The sequence below is a fragment of the Tardiphaga sp. genome (assembly GCF_028290495.1).
In the GTDB taxonomy this organism is placed as follows: Bacteria; Pseudomonadota; Alphaproteobacteria; order Rhizobiales; family Xanthobacteraceae; genus Tardiphaga.
The window spans coordinates 25,835-43,152 of record NZ_JAQGJT010000051.1; the positions used below are offsets into that span (position 1 = coordinate 25,835).

A 17,318-nucleotide genomic window follows, 5' to 3' on the forward strand; every position below is an offset into this window, starting at 1 on the left:
GATCGGGCAATGCGACACTGCGCCTTCCACGAGCGGAGGGCCGCGAAAGGACCAGGATGCGGCTCTCGGGGCGTGGTTTGCGATGCGTGCGGGGCGGCCGTGAGGTGTTTTCCGGGCTCGATTTCGATGCGGAGGCCGGCTCGGCATTGGCCGTGGTCGGTCCCAATGGCGCCGGCAAGACCTCGTTGCTGCGGCTGATCGCCGGTCTCCTCGCGATCGAGGGCGGTTCGATCGCGTTGGCCGGCGGCGATGCCGAGCTGACGCTGCCCGAGCAGTCGCATTATCTCGGCCACAGCGACGCCATGAAGCCGGCGCTGACGGTGACGGAAAACCTTGCTTTCTGGGCTGAATTTCTCGGCGGCGCGTCGGCCGATCCGGCCGAATGCATTGCCGCCGTCGGCCTCAGCCACGCCGCCGCGCTGTCGGCCGGGTTCCTCTCTGCCGGCCAGCGCCGCCGGCTCTCGATCGCGCGGCTTCTCGCCGTGCACCGGCCGATCTGGCTGCTCGACGAGCCGACCTCCGCGCTGGATATGGCCAGCCAGCGGATTTTTGCCGGCCTGATGACGATGCATCTGGCCGGCGGCGGCATGATCATCGCCGCCACGCACGCGCCGCTCGGCATCAAGGCCCGGGAATTGCGGATCGGGGGGCCATCGTGAGGGCGCGCGTGGACGACGGCTCACGTTATTCGCCACGGTGTCCCTCATGACCGCCCTTGGCGCCCTGATTCGCCGCGACATCCGCATTGCCATGCGGGTGGGCGGCGGCGCATTGATCGGGGTGCTGTTCTTTCTCACGGTGGTCGTGCTGATGCCGTTCGCGCTGGGGCCGGATCTGGCGCTGCTGGCGCGGCTCGGGCCGGCGATCCTGTGGATCGGTGCGCTGCTGGCCAGCCTGCTGACGCTCGACCGGCTGTTCGTGGCCGATCAGGACGACGGTTCGCTCGACCTGATTCTAATGAGCCGCACGCCGCTCGAACTGGCCTGCGCGGCCAAGGCGCTGGCGCACTGGATCGCCGCCGGCGTGCCGCTGATCATCGCCACGCCGGTGCTCGGTCTGCTGCTCAATCTCGACGGCGCCGCCACCTTGGCGGTGGCGCTGACGCTGTTGGCCGGCACCCCGGCATTGACCTTCACCGGCATGATCGGCGCGGCGCTCGCGGTGACGCTGCAACGCGGCGGGCTGCTGCTGGCCGTGCTGGTGCTGCCGTTATCGATCCCGGTGCTGATCTTTGGCGTCGCGGCGTCCAATGCCGCGATCGACGGCGAACTGGCGTTCGGCACGCCGTTCTCGATCTTGTGCGCGCTGTCGCTGGCGAGCCTGGTGATCGGCCCGTTCGCCGCCGCGGCCAGCCTGCGGCACGGGCTGGACTAGGCAACGTCTGAGCCAAGCTTGGGCTGGTCAGGCCACGGCGGCCAGGATTGTCACCCCCGAAAAAACCATTGATGATGCCCGCAACAATAAAATACCGCGGGAGTGAATCGGGATGAGTTTCCTCTGTAACGATACCGGCCACGCCGCGCCGTCATGTGGCTGCGGCGTCAGCCGCCGCGGCTTCCTCGCTGGCGGCGCAGCATTTGCCGCGGCCGCAGCGCTGCCCAATGCGGCGAAGGCGCAGGCACCAGCCCCGTTCCGCATTGACGTGCACCATCATCTGACGCCACCGGACTATATCACGGCGGTGAATCCGCGGGTGCCGCTGTCGCCGCTTTCCACGGGGTGGACGTTGCAGAAGACGCTCGACGACATGGACAAGGCCGGCGTGCAGACGGCGATGCTGTCGATCACCACGCCCGGCCTGTGGTTCGGTGACGCGGCGGCTTCCGCCCGATTGTCGCGCGGCTGCAACGAATATGCGGCGAAGCTGATTGCCGACAATCCCGGCCGGTTCGGTTCCTTCGCGGCGCTGCCGATGCTCAATGCCGATGCGGCGCTGGGCGAGATCGGCTACGCCTTCGATACGCTAAAGGCCGACGGCGTCTGTGTCTTCACCAGCTATGACGGCAAATGGCTGGGCGATGCCATCTTCGTGCCGATATTCGACGACCTGAACCGGCGCAAGGCGGTGGTCTCGGTGCATCCGACCACGGCCGCCTGTTGCGGCAACCTGATGCCGTTCATCCCCGACACCGTGATCGAATTCGGCACCGACACCACGCGCGCCATCGCCAGCCTGGTGTTCTCCGGTGCGGTCGACCGCTGGCCCGATATCAAGTTCATCTTCTCGCATGCCGGCGGCACGATGCCGTTTTTGATCGAGCGCTTCGAATTTCTCGCCCGCTCGCCGCAGGCCGCCAAGATGGTGCCGGCCGGCGTGCGCGCAGCCTTGCGAAAGCTCTATTACGACACGGCGCAGGCTTCCAATCCCGCCGCGATGGGCGCGCTGCGTCAACTGGTCGAGGTCTCGCAGATCGTTTTCGGGACGGATTTCCCGTACCGCACCGGCGCCGAGCATGTCGCCAATCTCGCCGGTTGCGGCTTCGGGGCGGGCGACTTGAAACGGATCGAGCGCGACAATGCGCTGGCGCTGTTGCCGAGGCTGCGGGCCTGATCGTGCCCCGACGGGGTCGCCAAACATTGATCTATCTCCACCTGACATCACGGCGGAGCCTGCTATAAAGCCCGCCATGACGCTGACCGAACTCGCAAATCCGACCCGCTTCCTGTCGCTGGCGACGCGCATCCTGCCGTGGCTCGCGATGCTGACGGCGGTCCTGCTGGCCGTCGGTCTGTACCAGTCGGCGGTGGCGCCGGATGACTATCAGCAGGGCGCCACCGTCAAGATCATGTTTATCCACGTGCCCAATGCCTGGCTGTCGATGTTCGTCTGGGGCGTGATGAGCGTCGCAGCGCTGGGCACGCTGGTGTGGCGGCATCCGCTCGCCGACGTCGCCGCCAAGGCTGCCGCCCCGATCGGCGCCGCCTTTACCTTTCTCGCCCTCGTCACCGGTTCGCTGTGGGGCCGGCCGATGTGGGGCACCTACTGGGAATGGGATGCCCGCCTGACCTCGGTGCTGATCCTGTTCCTGATGTATCTCGGCCTGATCGCGCTGTGGCGCGCGGTGGAAGATCCGTCGCGCGCGGCCCGCGCCGCGGCGGTGCTGACGCTGGTCGGCGCCATCAACATTCCGATCATCAAGTTCTCGGTCGACTGGTGGAATACGCTGCACCAGCCGGCCTCGGTGATGAAGATGGGCGGCTCGTCGCTCGACAAGGCCTTTCTGATCCCGCTGCTGGTGATGGGCGTGGCGTTCTCGCTGCTGTTCATCACGCTGCATCTGGCGGCGATGCGCAACGAGATCCTGCGCCGCCGGCTGCGCGCCTTGCAGATGCAGCAGGCCAGCCAACGTCCGGCGTTGCCGTAATGACGCTTGGTCCCTACGCCACCTTCATCGTCGGTTCGTACGCGCTGGTCGCCGCCGTGGTCGCGATCCTGATCGTCTGGATCGCGGTCGACCATCGCCGCGTCAAAGCCAGGCTGCATGAGTTGGAAGCCTCCGGCGTCAGCCGCCGCTCCGGCCGCAGCGCCACGGATGTCTCGTGAGCGAGGCGGCCCCGAAACGACGGCCTCTGCTGATGGCGCTGCCGCTGCTCGGCTTTGCCGTGGTCGCGGCTCTGTTCTGGTTCAAGCTTGGCGCCGGCGATCCCGCAAAGCTGCCCTCCGCTTTGATCGGCCGCCCGGCGCCTGCCACCGCGCTGCCGGCGCTGGAAGGTCTCAGCGCCAACGGCGCGCCGGTGCCCGGGCTCGATCCCGCGGTGTTCAAGGGCCGCGTCAGCGTCGTCAATGTCTGGGCGTCGTGGTGCGTGCCGTGCCACGACGAGGCGCCGTTGTTCACCACGCTGGCGCAGGACAAGCGCATCCAGATCGTCGGCATCAACTACAAGGACGGCGCCGACAACGCCCGGCGCTTTCTGGGCCGCTACGGCAATCCGTTCGGCATCGTCGGCGTCGACGGCAACGGCCGCGCCTCGATCGAATGGGGGGTCTACGGCGTGCCGGAGACCTTCATCGTCGGCCGCGACGGCCGTATCAGCTACAAGCTGGTCGGCGGCGTCACGCCGGAGAATTTCGATCGCGTGCTGAAGGTGGAAATTGACAAGGCGCTGAAGGCGGGAAGCTAGTTGTCATTCCGGGATGCGCTTCAGGCGGCGTAGCCGGCTGGGGTGCAGACCCGGAAGCCGGAAGTGTTTTGAGTATCTCCGGGTTCAGGTTCGCTCGCAACTGGCGCAGTGCCCGGCTCGGAATGACATACCAAATAAACTTCAGCGTTTATCCGCCGTTCATTTGACCGCCTTGCGTCCGCCATGAATCGACCGCTAGTTTGGTTCCGTTACTTAATCAGTCCTTGGAGGGACATTTCATGCGCCATTTCTCGCTTGCTTCACTCTCCGCCGCCGCCCTCGCGATCGGCCTTCTGGTCTCCGGCCCGTCGATGGCGCAGACAGCAGCCCCCGCCACGCCCAGCAAGATGGCGCCCGCGCCGTCGCCCGCCGCCAAGATGGCCCCCGCCGCTGAATCGAAAATGGCGCCCGCGGCGAAGGCCGAGGCGAAGATCGACATCAACACCGCCACCAAGGAAGAGTTGATGGCGTTCAAGGGCATCGGCGACAAGTATTCCGACAAGATCATTGCCGGCCGTCCCTACGCCAAGAAGGACCAGCTGGTCTCGAAGAACATCCTGCCGGAGGCGACCTACAAGAAGCTCTCCGACCAGATCATCGCTACCCAGCCGAAGTAAGCTTCTCACTTCCAACAAAAACGCACCGGCGCTTTCGCGCCGGTGCGTTTTCTTTTCAGGAAACGTGTGCGACTTTACTTCGTCAGATCGCCTTCGTCGGCGGCACTTTTGGCGAGCGACACCGGCTCCAGATGGTAGCGCTTGATCAGCGGCATCTGGGTGATAGCGAACACCATCGTCAGCGGCACCATGCCGAACACCTTGAAGGCGACCCAGAATTCGGTCGTCTGGGTGCGCCAGATGATCTCGTTCAGCATCGCCATCGCCGCGAACCACAGCGCCCAGCGCAAGGTCAGCGTGCGCCATCCCTGCGTGGTCAAATTGAACATCTGGTCGAACATGATGGCGATGAAGGAGCGGCCGAACAGCAGCCCGCCGCCGAGGGTCGCGGCGAACAGCGCATAGACGATGGTCGGCTTCATCTTGATGAAGGTCTCGTCGTGCAGGTAAAGCGTCAGCGATCCGAACACGATGACGACAATGGCGGTGACGATGGCCATCATCGGCACATGCTTCGTCACCACATAGGAGGCGATCATCGCCGCGATCACCGCTACCATGAACGCGCCGGTGGCGACGAACAGGTTGGCTTTCGCATTGGCGACGAAGAAGATCAGCAGCGGGCCGAGCTCGGTGGCGAGCTTGAACAGCGGGTGCGGCTGCTTCCTGTCGAGAATTTCGGTTTTGCTCATGTCAGCTTTCGATTCCCGCAATCGCCTGGGCGAAGTCGCGTGCGGTAAATGGCGCGAGATCGTCGATCCCTTCGCCGACGCCGATGAAATGCACCGGCAGTTTGAATTTTTCCGCCAGCGCGACGAGGATGCCGCCGCGCGCGGTGCCGTCGAGCTTGGTCATCACCAGCCCGGTGACCCCTGCCATACGATGAAACGCCTCGACCTGCGATAGCGCGTTTTGTCCCACGGTGGCGTCGAGCACCAGGAGCACCGCATGCGGCGCTGATGGCTCCACCTTCTTGATCACGCGGACGACCTTTTCCAGCTCGATCATCAGCTCGGCCTTGTTCTGCAGCCGGCCGGCGGTATCGATCAGCAGTACGTCGCGCTTGTCGTCGCGCGCCGCGGTGACGGCCGTGAAGGCGAGGCTTGCCGAATCCGAGCCCTGTGCCGCGGCGATCACCGGCACCTTGTTACGCTCGCCCCAGACCTTGAGCTGCTCGATCGCTGCCGCGCGAAAAGTGTCGCCGGCGGCGAGCATCACGCGGCGACCCTCGGCGGACAGCTTCGCGGTCAGCTTGCCGATGGTGGTGGTCTTACCGGAGCCGTTGACGCCGACCACCAGGATAACGAATGGCTTTTGCCCGGTGTCGATGACCAATGGTTTGGCGACAGCGGACAGCACCTTTTCGACCTCGGTGGCGACCACGGCCTTGACGTCATCGGCCGAGATCGCCTTGTCGTAGCGGCCATGGCCGACCGCAGCGGCGATCCGCGCCGCGACTTCGGTGCCCAGATCGGCACGCAGCAACACATCCTCGATATCGTCGAGCATGGCGCGGTCGAGCTTGCGCTTGGTGACGAGGTCGGCGACCGCGCTTCCCAGCGAGTTCGAGGTGCGTTTCAGGCCGCTGGAGAGCCGCCGCCACCAGCTCAGTTTCGGCGTTTCAGGAGTGTCGTTCATGTTGGCGCTGTGTTAGCGGTTTCGCGCCATGAACGAAAGCCACGACGACATTGGGGAAGAGCCCCGTTTACCGCGCACCGACGCGGTGGAACTGACCGAAGCCGAGATCCTGTCCAGGGTGCTGCACCGCGACGGGCTGATGCTGGTGATCGACAAGCCGGCCGGGCTGCCGGTGCATCGCGGCCCCAAGGGCGGCGCCAACCTGGAATCCTCGTTTGAATTCCTGCGCTATGGCCTGCCGCGCCCGCCGGTGCTGGCGCATCGGCTCGACCGGGATACATCGGGCTGCCTGGTGCTCGGCCGCCACCGCAAGGCCACGGCGTCGCTCGGCCTGCTGTTCATGCACAGACGGGTCTCCAAGACCGACTGGGCGGTGGTCGAAGGCGGCCCGGCCGAGGACCAAGGCACCATCGACATGCCGCTCGGCCGGCTCAACGCCGAGCGGGGCTGGTGGATGAAGCCGGACGCCGAAGGGCTCAAGGCCGTGACCAATTTCAGGGTGATGGGGCGGGGCGATGGCCTCGCCTGGATGGCGCTGGAACCGGTCACCGGACGAACCCATCAGTTGCGCGTGCACAGTTCCGCGTCGGGCTGGCCGATCGTCGGCGACAATATCTACGGCAGCGGACCCCGCTTCGGCGAGCCGACGCTACATCTGCATGCCCGCGAGATCGTGATCCCGATCTCGCGCAACAAGGACCCGATCCGCGTCGTCGCCCCCGCCCCGTCGCATCTGCACGAGCGGCTTCGGGCGTGTGGCTGGAACGGCGAGTAGGCGCTTGCCGCCTCAGACGACCAGCCCCTGCTGGATCGTCCAGCTCTGATCCACGTTGATCGTTGCCGTCATGGCGGTCACGTTGGGCGGGAAAACCACCCGTGCCGAGGATGTCAGTCTGGACAGGTCCATGATTTCACCCTGCGTGACATCGGCCAGGGTGACCCAGTAATTCGCCAGAGGTGTGAATACGAAGTTCATGTTGGAAGCGGCCTGCATGACTTCGATGGGCGAGCCGGCCATGCCGATGCCGACGCTGACGGTATTTGGCGGGATCGTGCCGTCGCAAAGGATCTGGAGCTGATTTGTCATTTGGGCCGGTCCTTGGGCGTTGAACGCGAAGGCGCCCTCGCTATAGGTCAGTTCGATCTTGTTCTCGGTCCCGAGGGTCGCCGGCACGACCTGCGACGCCGTGAACTGCACACCTTCCGCGAGCTGTCCGGTTTCCATCCAGACCAGATCGTAGCTGGGCTGCCAGGTGAAGTTGACTTCGACGCCGGTGGCGACGGGCATGGCGAACCACGCCGGGGCGAGGCCAGCCGGCTTGCTTCCGCTGGTTTGAAAGCAGACGAAGGTTTGCGTAGTGCCGCTGTTGTTGTGGAATCTCAGGGTGTGTGCCGGCGGGCCGGGCTGCTGCTGGAAGATCACGATGTGGCTGTTGCCAGCATCGCTGCTGCGGTTGACGAAGTTGAGATTGATGACTGATGGCATTGCCATTCCTTCCCCGGCCGCAGCGACCAACTGTCGGCGCTGCACCTTGCGAAAGGTATCACTATCTCTGGTTGAATCAACGGCGCCACGAGGCGCAGTAGATGCTGCCTTACGCCGCCGTCCCGAACAGTTTCGGATCGAGCCGGCCCTCATATTCCAGTTCGGCCGGGCCGGTCATCAGCACGTGGTCGTCGCGCTCGCGCCACTCGATGCTGAGTTCGCCACCGGGCAGCGTCATGTGCACGATACGGTTGGTGCGGCGCAGCCGGACGGCAGAGACCGCGGTGGCGCACGCGGCCGAGCCGCAGGCGCGGGTGAGGCCGACGCCGCGCTCCCAGGTTCGCATCACGATGTGATCGCGGTCGATGACATGGGCCAGCGTGATATTGGCGCGTTCCGGAAAGATCGGGTGGTTCTCGAGCAGCGGGCCGAAGCGGCCGAGGTCGTAGGCCTCGATGTCGTCGACCCAGAAGATCGCGTGCGGATTGCCCATGCTGACCGCCGAGGGCGTGTGCAGGATCGGCGCGTCGATCGGGCCGATCTGCAACTCGATCGAGCGGGTGTCGCGAAATTCCTCCGCCAACGGAATGTCCTGCCAGCCGAACTTCGGCGCGCCCATATCGACGGTGAAGGTCTCCGGCGAGGGGCCCGGCCAGCAATTGATCAGGCCGGCTGACGTCTCGAAGGTCAGCGCGGTCTTGCCGCTGCCGGCGAACACCTGCCGCGCCACGCAGCGCATGCCGTTGCCGCAGGCGCCGGATTCCGAGCCGTCGTTGTTGTAGATTTTCACGAAAGCTTCGGTGCCGGCGAGCCGCGGCTTCTGCAGCACCATTAGCTGGTCGTAGGGCACGCCAGATGGTGCCGCGACCGCGCGGGCGTCGTCCGGCGTCACGGCGGCGGCGCCGTCGCGCAGGTCGATCACGACGATCTCGTTGCCGATGCCGTTCATCTTGGCAAAGGCGTGGTTGGCCAGCGTGCTCATGTCATGTTCCGATGTTGCCTGCTGTATATGGCGAAGCCGGCGGGCGTTGGCCAGTGCGGCCAATCTATGGCGCGACATTCATGCGCCCCGGCGGATTGTGCAGGGGACGAAAGCCGGGGCAGCGTGTTACCATGATGTCCTGTTGCGCTCGTTTCGACGCGCCGCCACCGGGCGCGCGTCGATGCTGATGGAGACCCCCGGATGAACCGTTCCCTGCTTCGCCTCGCCGCTGTGGCGCTGATCCCGGCCGCCGCGCTGTCGCTGAATTTTGCGGCCTTCGCGCAGGCGCCTCCCGCCACCGCGCCAGCGGCGACCGCCACCCCGGCCACGCCGACGCCGGAGACGCCGGCCCAGAGTCCGGCCCCGGTGGTTCCTGTCGTACCGAGCCCAGCCACGCCCGCGACACCCGCACCGGCGACGCCTTCGGCTTCGACGCCCGCCGCGGTGACGCCGCCGGTGGTGGTCGAAACCCCGGCGCCCGTCGCCCCGCCGGCGGTGCAGGCCGCCGATCCGTTCGGCGAGGAGATCACGCTGACGCCGAAGCAGGTGCTAGCCTTCAACGGCAAGGCGAACTGGGACTCGGCGTTCGAGACCCTGATGGATGCTTTCAAGCAGTTGACCGCGGTGCTCGACAAGCAGGGCATCAAATCATCCGGCAATTCGATGATCGTCTACACCTCGACCGATGATGCCGGCTTCACATTCCTGGCGGAAATCCCGGTCGATCAGGATCCGAAAAACCTGCCGAAGACGATGAGCGTCAGCAAATCGCCGGAAGGCAAGTCGCTGAAATTCGTCCACCGTGGCTCCTACGACAACATGGACAATACCTACGAGGCGATCACCAATCACCTCGACGACAAGAAGCTGGAAGCCAAGGATACCTTCATCGAGGAATACATGACCGACCCGTTGAAAACCGCCGAAGACCGGCTGGTGATCAACGTCTATGTGCCGCTGAAGTAACGAGGCCTGAGGCTCGTACATAACGAAACGGTGGACATAAAGAAGCCTTGGACAGTCCGGAAGTATCGGGAATGAAAAATCATCTTGCTCTCGCCGCGCTCGCCGGCATCCTCGCCGTGACCCCCGCTTTGGCGCAGGTCATTCCGCCGCCGACCATCGTCGTATCGGGCGAGGGCACCGTATCGGTGCCGCCCGACATGGCGGTGATCGATGGCGGCGTGAGCTCCGAGGCGAAATCTGCCCGCGAAGCCTCCGAGGCTAACAATGCTGCGATGGGCAAGGTGCTGCTGGCACTGAAGGCCGGCGGGCTCGATGAGAAGGACGTGCAGACCGCGCGGCTGTCGCTGCAGCCGCAATATGCGCAAGCGACCAAGTCCGGCCCGAATGTTGTCGTCGGCTACCGCGCCAGCAACCGGGTCACCATCCGGTTGCGCGACATCAGCAAGGTCGCGGCCACCATCGACACGCTGGTATCGTCCGGCGCCAACGAAATCGGCGGTATCAACTTCACGGTGGAGAAGGCCTCCAAACTGCTCGACGACGCCCGCATCGAGGCGATTGCCGACGCCCGCCGCAAGGCCCAGATCTACGCGAAAGCCGCCGGCGTCACGCTGGGCAACCCGGTCAGCATTTCCGAAGATGGCGGCGGCTCGGCCCCGCCGGTGGCGTTCCGCAGGATGGCCAGCATGGCCGCCTCCGCGCCGGTCGCGCAAGGCGAGGAAACGCTGCGGGTGAATGTCAGCGTGGCCTGGGAAATCAAGCCGGCGCAGTAACGCAAATTGAGGTGCGCGCTGTCATGCCCGGCTTTGTGCCGGGCATCCACGTTCTTGCGGGGAATCGTGGATGGCCGGGACAAGCCCGGCCATGACGTGGAGAGGCCAGAGCTAGATTTCAAAAACCTGCCCGGGCTTTAGCGCGACGAACATTTCCCGCGAAACGCCCGCCGCATCGAGTGCTACGTCCAATGCCTTCGCCGGCGCATCCATCGCCTCGTCGGTGAGCTGGAACGTGGCGTGGTGATGCGCCAGGGCCTGTGGCGCGCCGCAATCGGCGAAAGCCTTCACGGCGTCGCTCGGGTTCATGTGCTGATCCTTCATGAACCAGCGCGGTTCATAGGCGCCGATCGGCAGGATCGCCAGGCGCAGGGGACCGTGCGCGTCGCGGACGCGGCGGAAGTGGACGCCGTCGCCATAGCCGGAATCGCAGACGACGTAGAGCTTGCCGGCCGGCGTCTCCAGCACGAAGCTTGCCCACAATGCCTCGTTGCGGTCGAACATGCCGCGCGCGGACCAGTGCCGCGTCGGCACCAGCGTCACCGCCAGCCCGCCGCCGAGTTCGACGCGGTCGTACCAGTCGAACGCCTCGGCCCGGATCGCGGGGTCCGCGCTGTGCATGGTGAGGTCGTTGCCGAGCGGCGTGATCACGCGCGGATTGAACGTCACGGCGAGTCGCGACAGCGTGGTGAGGTCGAGATGGTCGTAATGGCCATGCGACACCAGCACGGTATCGATGCGAGGCAGCTTGTCGAACGCGATGCCCGGCGCGTTGTGCCGCTTCGGTCCGGCGAAGGCAAGCGGCGAGGCGCGGTCCGACCACACCGGATCGATCAGGATGTTCTGCCCGGCGCTCTGGATCAGCCAGCTGGCATGGCCGACGAACGACAGCCGCGCGCCGCTATCGACGACAGACGGCGGAATGTCGGTATGCGTGTTCTCGACCCAGTCCGGCCATGTATGCCGGTTGCGACCACCGCCGAATTGCCAGCGCAGCACCTCGCCCAGGGATTTCGGCGGCGCGCCGTCGGGGTCGAAAAACGTCTTGCCGTCGAAATGATCGGAGACCGGGCCGTGATATCGAGTCATGCGGGAAACACTTCCTGTCGCTCGCTCACAGCCAGCCGTTGCGCCGGAACCGCAGATACATAAACCCGCATATTGCGGCGATGCCACCTAGCACCATGTAATAGCCGTAGGCCCATTTCAGTTCGGGCATGTGGTCGAAGTTCATGCCGTAGATGCCGGCGACCGCAGTCGGCACCGCGAGAATTCCCGCCCAGGCCGCCAGCCGCCTTGTGATCTCGTTCTGTTGCGACTGGCCGGACATCAAGCTGGCCTCGAAGGCGAAGGCCAGCACCTCGCGCAGGGAATCGATGTCCTCCTGCGCGCGCTTGACGTGATCGAGTACGTCGCGAAACAGCGGTCGCATCTCGGCGTCGATCGGCAGCACGGCGGAGTGCTCCAGCCGGTGGCACACATCGACCAGTGGTGCCACCGCGCGGCGCAACTTCAGCAGTTCGCGACGCAACTTGTAGAGCCGCTCGAATTCCGATCGATGCAGCGTCTGCCGAAGCACGCGATCCTCGAGCTGCTCGACCTCGGCCTGGATCACGTCGATGACCGGCTGGTAGTTGTCGACGATGAAATCCAGGATCGCATAGAGAATGTAGTCTTCGCCGTTGGTCAGCACTGTCGGGCAGGCCTCGCACCGCGCGCGGACCGCGGCGTAAGAGGTGGAGGCGCCGTGGCGCACCGAAACCACATAGCCGCGGCCGACAAAGATATGGGTTTCACCAAACGCGATGACGCCGTCGTTCAACTGCGCGGTGCGGGCGACGACGAACAGCGATTCGCCATATTGCTCGACCTTGGGATGCTGGTGCGCCTTGCCGGCGTCCTCGATGGCGAGGGGATGCAGGTCGAACTGGGCGCGGACGCGCTCAAGAAGCTCGGTACTGGGCTCAAGCAGGCCGATCCACACCACATGGCCGGGCTTGCCGGACCACGCTTTCGCTTCCTCGACCGGAATATCGGCGACGCGATGCCCGCCGGCGTAAACGCTGGAGGCGACAACGCCGGCTTCATGGGAGAACGGCTCCGGTAACTTGCTGCCGTGCACGAGACACTCCGGTTCGATGCGCACAGTGGCGCCTGTAGTCATGGGCGCGCCGGCCGTCGAAAAGTTGCGCGACGGCGCGTGACGCGAGATTTACTTCCGTACGCAGATCACGCGCACCATCGCGGCCTTGGTATCACGCGAGGTCGCATTCGCAACCACGCCGTTGTCTTTCAGGAAGGCGCGCACGACCTCTGCCGGCACCAATGCGGCCTGCATGGCGACGCCGTTCGCTGGGCCGGCCACGATCAGCGGCTTCAATTGTGCCACGCCGGCAAACGCGCCGTCGCTATCGATCGCCGCCGCTCCGGAGAAGCCGATACCGGGCGCCGGCGACAGGGCGAACTCGCCGGATGTGCCGACCGGCGTGCTCGCCGCCTTGACGCTGCTCACGGCGGCGGCGCCGCCCTGGTTCTGCGGATCGGCAATGCCGATCACGTCGAGTGCCGGCCTTGGCGCAGCATTGCCGCCGAGTGCCAGCGGCTTCAGCCCCTGCGCGCCGTAGATGCGCAGCAGCGCGAGGTCACGCACCTTGTCCGCGGCGGCCATGTCCGCCTGGCCGTAACCGGCAACGACAAGGGAGAGGCAGCCATCGACCGCCCCGCGGTCGGTGACGATCGCGCCGTCGCCGCTGACGACGATGCCGGAGGCATACTCGACCTTCTTGCGCGGCGGCGGGCCGATCGCCTGCGCGCCGGACGGGAACGGGTTGAACGCTGACGACATCGCGATCACCACCGGCTCCATCGTGCCTTCGGTAGCCTGATCGTAGAGGATGGTGAGGATGCGGACCTCGGCATCCCTGAACTGGCCGCGGACGTAAAACTTCTTCAGTCCCTGCATGCCCGACAGCACGAAGAAATCCGGCTTCACCACGCTGTAGTCGATGCGGCGACCGGGCGGCTCCTTCTTCTCCTGCTCGGCGAGTTTCGCCGTGGACGGCGCGGCCTCCTTGCGGCGCGACAGCTGGATCTGGATCGTGCCGGTCGACGAACTCCATTTGCTGCCACCGGCATCGCTTGACTGCTGCGGCACCAGTTTGGTGGGAATGCCGAGCCGGGCGCCGGTCACCATGTCGGTGACGACTTTCCAGCCGACATTGTCCTGCAGCTTCTTCGCAGCCGCAGTGAGGATGCCGCGCTCCTGCGGGTTCAGCACGCCGGTCTGCCTGGCGCCGTTGTTTTTCTGGAACGTCTTGATGGCGGCGACCATGCGTTCCGAGACCTCGCCATTGATGGCGCCGTTATATTCGCCGGCCCAGGCGAGGTCCGACTGGATCGCCAGCCGCTCGGCCTGCGCCATCGCATTGGCGGTGTCGGCAGGGGTCTGCAGTGCCGGGCGGATCGGGACGGTAGCCACCGGCTTCGGCTTCACCGGCGCGGCCGGCGGCGTCATCTGCGCCTGCGCGGCGGTGGCCGCCGCGATCATCCATGTTGCCGTAAGCCACGATCTCATGACATGTCCCGGGTAGCGATTGACGTCGGCCAAATGAAGCACATCTGGTGGGTCGGCAACAGCGGGGTGTGGGTTCAAGGGCGCAGTGCCCACGGCCGTCATTGCGAGGAGCCCTTGCGACGAAGCAATCCAGTTCTTGCCGAGCTTGTGGCTTCTGGATTGCCGCGTCGCAAGGGCTCCTCGCAATGACGGGGTGAGGCCGGTGACGAATAACAGGAAGACCACATCATGCTGAGCGCAGACGAACTGGAACGCTACGCCCGCCACATCGTGCTGCGCGAGATCGGCGGCCAGGGCCAGGCCGCCTTGCGTCAGGCGAAGGTGCTGGTGATCGGCGCCGGCGGGCTCGGCGCGCCGGTGCTGATGTATCTGGCCGCGGCCGGCGTCGGCACGCTCGGCGTGGTCGATGACGATCAGGTGTCGCTGTCCAACCTGCAGCGTCAGATTATCCACACCACGCCGGACGTAGGCGCGCGCAAGGTCGACAGCGCGGCGGCGAAGATCCATGCGCTCAATCCGCATGTCAATTTCATCGGCTATGGCGTCCGTCTCGATGCCACGAATGCGATGGAGCTGCTGTCGTCCTATGACCTCATTCTCGACGGCTCGGATAATTTTGCGACGCGCTATCTGGTATCGGACGCCTGCTATCTGGCGAACAAGCCGCTGATCTCCGCGGCGCTTGGTACTTTTGATGGCTCGCTGACCACGATCCGCGCGCATGAGAAAAACGCCTCCGGCGTGTTGAATCCGACCTATCGCTGCCTGTTCCCCGATGCGCCGCCGCCCGGTACCGTGCCGAGTTGCCAGGAAGCCGGCGTGATGGGCGCGCTGGCCGGCGTGCTCGGCTCGATGATGGCGCTGGAGGCGATCCGCGAGATCACCGGCTTTGGCGAGGGTCTGGTGGGGCGACTCCTGATGATCGATGCGCGCGCGATGCGGTTCGAGACGCTGCGCTACGCGAGGGATCCGGCCAATCCGCTGAACGGCGATGCGCCGACGATTGTGGATTTGAGCGGACATCGCTGAGTTCTCGTTCCCCGGATCCGCGGAGCAGCACAAGCGTGCTGCTCCGCGTCCGGATACAGATCCGTGCTTACGCGTTCTTTCTCTTCTCGCTGTCCAGATGCGCGAGGTGCTCTTCCGGATAGCGCCCGCCGGCCGCGGCGTCGGCCGGGATCGCTTTCGCCAGGGCGGCGAGATGCGCGGGCGATAGCTTCACCTCCAGCGTGCCGAGGGCTTCGGTGAGGCGGTCGCGGCGGCGGGCGCCGACCAGCGGCACGATGTCGCTGCCCTGCGCCGCCACCCAGGCGATCGCGACCTGCGCGACGGAAGCGTCGATCTCGGAGGCAATGTCGCGCAGCTTCTCCACCAGCGCGAGGTTCTGGTCGATGTTGCCGTCCTGGAAGCGCGGGCTCAGATTGCGGAAATCCCGCGCGCCGGTGCCGCCCTTGGTCCAGTGGCCGCTGATCAGCCCGCGCGACAGCACGCCATAGGCGGTGATGCCGATGCCGAGTTCGCGGCAGGTCGGCAGGATGTCGTCCTCGATGCCGCGTGAAATCAGCGAATATTCGATCTGCAGATCGACGATCGGGTGCACCTTGTGGGCCCGGCGGATGGTGTCAGCGCCGACTTCGGACAGGCCGATATGCTTGATATAGCCGGCCTTCACCATCTCGCTGAGCGCGCCGATGGTGTCCTCGATCGGCACTGCGGGATCGAGCCGCGCCGGACGATAGATGTCGATCGTCTCGACGCCGAGCCGCACCAGCGAATAGGCCAGCGCGCTCTTCAGCGCCGCGGGGCGGTTGTCGATGCCGAGGAAGCCTAGCGCGGGATCGCGCAGAGCGCCGAATTTGACGGATAGCTGCACGTTGTCGCGGTTGCGGCCGCGCAGTGCCTCGTTGATCAGAATTTCGTTGTGACCGGAGCCGTAGAAGTCGCCGGTGTCGAGCAGCGTGATGCCGGCGTCGAGCGCGGCGTGGATCGTCGCGATGCTTTCGTCGCGGTCGGCCGGGCCGTAGAAATCCGACATGCCCATGCAGCCGAGACCGAAGACGGATACGGCGGGACCGGTTTTACCGAGGGGGCGAGTGTCCATGGTGTTCTCCTTTGGCGTAGGCGGCAGGACCACTCCTGCCGCCGGTGGCTCTGATATGCACCGGGGCCATTGGCGTGATAAGCTGGACAATACTGAAAGCCTTGTTCACACTGGCGAACAATGAGTGACCTCGATCTTCGCGATCTCGCCGCCTTCATCGCCGTGGCCCGGACGCGGAATTTCCGCCGCGCCGCGATCGAGCAGGGTGTTTCGGTGTCCAGCCTGAGCCAGCGGCTGCGCGACATGGAGGAGCGGCTCGGCGTCCGGTTGATGAACCGCACCACCCGCAGCGTAGCGCTGACCGAAGCCGGCGAGCTGCTGCTGGCGCAGGTCGGGCCGGCGATGTCCGACGTAGATGCTGCACTGCAACAAGTGCGCAGCATGAGCGATGTCCCGTCCGGCCGGCTGCGGATCAACGCCCCGGGCCCGGCCATCGATTTGGTGATAGCGCCCATGCTGGCGCCGTTTCTGGCGAAATACCCGCAGATCGAGCTCGATATCGTCATGCAGACGGCGTTTATCGACATTGTCGATGCCGGCTTCGACGCTGGTGTGCGTTATGGCGAGCATCTGGCGCAGGACATGATCGCTGTCTCGCTCGGCCAGCCGGAGCGCTTCGCGATCGTGGCGTCGCCGCAATATATTGCGCAGCATGGCCGGCCCAATGTCCCGCAGGATCTGCTGCAGCACGCCAGCATCCGAACCCGTTTCGACTCCGGCGCGATGCCGGACTGGGAATTCGAGAAGGATGGCCGGGTCGTGATGGTATCCCCGAAGGGCCGGCTGACGGCCAACTATCCGCATCTCGGGATCAAGGCGGCCAGCGATGGCCTCGGCTTCTACGCCATCTTTGAAGGCTATGTCCGCGACGCCGTCGCGGCGGGGACGCTGGTCAGCGTGCTCGAGGACTGGCTGCCGCCGTTTCCCGGACCGTATCTGTATTACCCCAGCCGAAGGCAGCCGCCGCCGGCGCTGGCGGCGTTCGTGGGATTTGTCGCGGAGTGGCGGAAGGGAAGGCGTAGCGCTGTTTCTTCACCCGGCCCTGGAGGGGGCCGGTAA

20 protein-coding genes are annotated in these 17,318 nt (G+C 65.5%); 12 read left to right on the forward strand and 8 right to left on the reverse strand.

The features are described from left to right. Nucleotides 1–56: 56 nt before the first annotated feature. The 7 genes from ccmA to JWQ24_RS09795 all read left to right on the forward strand — a co-directional run bounded on the left by ccmA (nt 57) and on the right by JWQ24_RS09795 (nt 4,739). Nucleotides 57–659, forward strand: coding sequence for a heme ABC exporter ATP-binding protein CcmA (ccmA, locus tag JWQ24_RS09765; protein WP_299807076.1), 603 nt, complete (start codon nt 57–59; stop codon nt 657–659). Nucleotides 660–705: 46 nt separating this feature from the next. Then, on the forward strand, nt 706–1,374 hold the full coding sequence (gene ccmB, locus JWQ24_RS09770) for a heme exporter protein CcmB (protein WP_299807078.1): 669 nt from the start codon (nt 706–708) through the stop codon (nt 1,372–1,374). Nucleotides 1,375–1,486: 112 nt separating this feature from the next. Next, nucleotides 1,487–2,551 carry an amidohydrolase family protein gene (locus JWQ24_RS09775; protein WP_299807080.1) on the forward strand — a complete coding sequence of 355 codons (1,065 nt, stop codon included), beginning with the start codon at nt 1,487–1,489 and terminating at the stop codon, nt 2,549–2,551. 76 nt (nt 2,552–2,627) lie between these two features. After that, entirely contained in the window at nt 2,628–3,365 is a 738-nt protein-coding gene (locus tag JWQ24_RS09780) for a heme ABC transporter permease (protein WP_299807082.1), read from the forward strand. Continuing rightward, the gene (gene ccmD / locus JWQ24_RS09785) at nt 3,365–3,544 is read left to right on the forward strand and encodes a heme exporter protein CcmD (RefSeq protein ID WP_299807084.1); all 180 of its coding nucleotides are present in this window, start codon (nt 3,365–3,367) and stop codon (nt 3,542–3,544) included. Before JWQ24_RS09780 ends, ccmD begins: the two co-directional genes overlap by 1 nt. A gap of 32 nt (nt 3,545–3,576) precedes the next feature. Next, the gene (locus JWQ24_RS09790; protein WP_299807137.1) at nt 3,577–4,122 is read left to right on the forward strand and encodes a DsbE family thiol:disulfide interchange protein; all 546 of its coding nucleotides are present in this window, start codon (nt 3,577–3,579) and stop codon (nt 4,120–4,122) included. 239 nt (nt 4,123–4,361) lie between these two features. Next, nucleotides 4,362–4,739: a helix-hairpin-helix domain-containing protein gene (locus tag JWQ24_RS09795; protein ID WP_299807086.1), complete on the forward strand. Its 378-nt coding sequence runs from the start codon at nt 4,362–4,364 to the stop codon at nt 4,737–4,739. Between the two features lie 74 nt (nt 4,740–4,813). Here the strand turns inward: JWQ24_RS09795 and JWQ24_RS09800 are convergent, their stop codons facing one another. Together JWQ24_RS09800 and ftsY are read right to left on the reverse strand one after the other, a co-directional pair. Then, on the reverse strand, nt 4,814–5,431 hold the full coding sequence (locus JWQ24_RS09800; RefSeq protein ID WP_299807088.1) for a septation protein A: 618 nt from the start codon (nt 5,429–5,431) through the stop codon (nt 4,814–4,816). Nucleotide 5,432: 1 nt separating this feature from the next. Next, the gene (gene ftsY, locus JWQ24_RS09805; protein ID WP_299807090.1) at nt 5,433–6,377 is read right to left on the reverse strand and encodes a signal recognition particle-docking protein FtsY; all 945 of its coding nucleotides are present in this window, start codon (nt 6,375–6,377) and stop codon (nt 5,433–5,435) included. Between the two features lie 139 nt (nt 6,378–6,516). Here ftsY and JWQ24_RS09810 point away from each other — a divergent pair, with 139 nt between their 5' ends. After that, nucleotides 6,517–7,152, forward strand: coding sequence for an RluA family pseudouridine synthase (locus JWQ24_RS09810; protein ID WP_299807139.1), 636 nt, complete (start codon nt 6,517–6,519; stop codon nt 7,150–7,152). A 12-nt stretch (nt 7,153–7,164) separates the two neighbouring features. Here JWQ24_RS09810 and JWQ24_RS09815 read toward each other — a convergent pair whose 3' ends face one another. Then, nucleotides 7,165–7,908, reverse strand: a complete 744-nt coding sequence (locus JWQ24_RS09815; protein WP_299807092.1) for a hypothetical protein — start codon at nt 7,906–7,908, stop codon at nt 7,165–7,167. A 64-nt stretch (nt 7,909–7,972) separates the two neighbouring features. After that, a complete protein-coding gene (gene dapF / locus JWQ24_RS09820) occupies nt 7,973–8,845 on the reverse strand; it encodes a diaminopimelate epimerase (protein WP_299807094.1) in 873 nt (290 codons plus the stop codon). A gap of 201 nt (nt 8,846–9,046) precedes the next feature. Between dapF and JWQ24_RS09825 the strand changes: the two genes are divergently transcribed. Both JWQ24_RS09825 and JWQ24_RS09830 read left to right on the forward strand, forming a co-directional pair. Then, nucleotides 9,047–9,811: a GyrI-like domain-containing protein gene (locus JWQ24_RS09825; protein WP_299807096.1), complete on the forward strand. Its 765-nt coding sequence runs from the start codon at nt 9,047–9,049 to the stop codon at nt 9,809–9,811. Nucleotides 9,812–9,882: 71 nt separating this feature from the next. Further along, complete coding sequence (locus JWQ24_RS09830) at nt 9,883–10,584, forward strand: SIMPL domain-containing protein (RefSeq protein ID WP_299807097.1); 702 nt, start codon at nt 9,883–9,885, stop codon at nt 10,582–10,584. A 111-nt stretch (nt 10,585–10,695) separates the two neighbouring features. Here JWQ24_RS09830 and JWQ24_RS09835 read toward each other — a convergent pair whose 3' ends face one another. Genes JWQ24_RS09835 through JWQ24_RS09845 form a run of 3 tightly spaced genes read right to left on the reverse strand, consistent with a single transcriptional unit; the run spans nt 10,696 to nt 14,158 of the window. Continuing rightward, nucleotides 10,696–11,730 (reverse strand): MBL fold metallo-hydrolase, encoded by a 1,035-nt coding sequence (locus JWQ24_RS09835; protein WP_366521426.1) that lies wholly within the window; start codon nt 11,728–11,730, stop codon nt 10,696–10,698. Then, nucleotides 11,699–12,748 carry a magnesium/cobalt transporter CorA gene (gene corA / locus JWQ24_RS09840; protein WP_299807101.1) on the reverse strand — a complete coding sequence of 350 codons (1,050 nt, stop codon included), beginning with the start codon at nt 12,746–12,748 and terminating at the stop codon, nt 11,699–11,701. Before corA ends, JWQ24_RS09835 begins: the two co-directional genes overlap by 32 nt. A 48-nt stretch (nt 12,749–12,796) precedes the next feature. Further along, nucleotides 12,797–14,158 (reverse strand): serine protease, encoded by a 1,362-nt coding sequence (locus JWQ24_RS09845; protein ID WP_299807103.1) that lies wholly within the window; start codon nt 14,156–14,158, stop codon nt 12,797–12,799. Between the two features lie 228 nt (nt 14,159–14,386). Here JWQ24_RS09845 and moeB point away from each other — a divergent pair, with 228 nt between their 5' ends. Further along, nucleotides 14,387–15,187 carry a molybdopterin-synthase adenylyltransferase MoeB gene (gene moeB / locus JWQ24_RS09850; RefSeq protein ID WP_299807105.1) on the forward strand — a complete coding sequence of 267 codons (801 nt, stop codon included), beginning with the start codon at nt 14,387–14,389 and terminating at the stop codon, nt 15,185–15,187. Between the two features lie 67 nt (nt 15,188–15,254). On the opposite strand, the gene JWQ24_RS09855 is transcribed toward moeB, so the two are convergent. Beyond that, nucleotides 15,255–16,259 (reverse strand): aldo/keto reductase, encoded by a 1,005-nt coding sequence (locus JWQ24_RS09855; protein ID WP_299807107.1) that lies wholly within the window; start codon nt 16,257–16,259, stop codon nt 15,255–15,257. A gap of 120 nt (nt 16,260–16,379) precedes the next feature. Between JWQ24_RS09855 and JWQ24_RS09860 the strand changes: the two genes are divergently transcribed. Next, nucleotides 16,380–17,318: a LysR family transcriptional regulator gene (locus JWQ24_RS09860; RefSeq protein WP_299807109.1), complete on the forward strand. Its 939-nt coding sequence runs from the start codon at nt 16,380–16,382 to the stop codon at nt 17,316–17,318.

Coding starts and splice junctions, on each gene's coding strand:
- ccmA (WP_299807076.1), top strand. CDS start 57: ATGCGGCTCTCGGGGCGTGGTTTGCGATGCGTGCGGGGCGGCCGTGAG.
- ccmB (WP_299807078.1), top strand. CDS start 706: ATGACCGCCCTTGGCGCCCTGATTCGCCGCGACATCCGCATTGCCATG.
- JWQ24_RS09775 (WP_299807080.1), top strand. CDS start 1,487: ATGAGTTTCCTCTGTAACGATACCGGCCACGCCGCGCCGTCATGTGGC.
- JWQ24_RS09780 (WP_299807082.1), top strand. CDS start 2,628: ATGACGCTGACCGAACTCGCAAATCCGACCCGCTTCCTGTCGCTGGCG.
- ccmD (WP_299807084.1), top strand. CDS start 3,365: ATGACGCTTGGTCCCTACGCCACCTTCATCGTCGGTTCGTACGCGCTG.
- JWQ24_RS09790 (WP_299807137.1), top strand. CDS start 3,577: ATGGCGCTGCCGCTGCTCGGCTTTGCCGTGGTCGCGGCTCTGTTCTGG.
- JWQ24_RS09795 (WP_299807086.1), top strand. CDS start 4,362: ATGCGCCATTTCTCGCTTGCTTCACTCTCCGCCGCCGCCCTCGCGATC.
- JWQ24_RS09800 (WP_299807088.1), bottom strand. CDS start 5,431: ATGAGCAAAACCGAAATTCTCGACAGGAAGCAGCCGCACCCGCTGTTC.
- ftsY (WP_299807090.1), bottom strand. CDS start 6,377: ATGAACGACACTCCTGAAACGCCGAAACTGAGCTGGTGGCGGCGGCTC.
- JWQ24_RS09810 (WP_299807139.1), top strand. CDS start 6,517: ATGCTGGTGATCGACAAGCCGGCCGGGCTGCCGGTGCATCGCGGCCCC.
- dapF (WP_299807094.1), bottom strand. CDS start 8,845: ATGAGCACGCTGGCCAACCACGCCTTTGCCAAGATGAACGGCATCGGC.
- JWQ24_RS09825 (WP_299807096.1), top strand. CDS start 9,047: ATGAACCGTTCCCTGCTTCGCCTCGCCGCTGTGGCGCTGATCCCGGCC.
- JWQ24_RS09830 (WP_299807097.1), top strand. CDS start 9,883: ATGAAAAATCATCTTGCTCTCGCCGCGCTCGCCGGCATCCTCGCCGTG.
- corA (WP_299807101.1), bottom strand. CDS start 12,748: ATGACTACAGGCGCCACTGTGCGCATCGAACCGGAGTGTCTCGTGCAC.
- JWQ24_RS09845 (WP_299807103.1), bottom strand. CDS start 14,158: ATGAGATCGTGGCTTACGGCAACATGGATGATCGCGGCGGCCACCGCC.
- moeB (WP_299807105.1), top strand. CDS start 14,387: ATGCTGAGCGCAGACGAACTGGAACGCTACGCCCGCCACATCGTGCTG.
- JWQ24_RS09855 (WP_299807107.1), bottom strand. CDS start 16,259: ATGGACACTCGCCCCCTCGGTAAAACCGGTCCCGCCGTATCCGTCTTC.
- JWQ24_RS09860 (WP_299807109.1), top strand. CDS start 16,380: ATGAGTGACCTCGATCTTCGCGATCTCGCCGCCTTCATCGCCGTGGCC.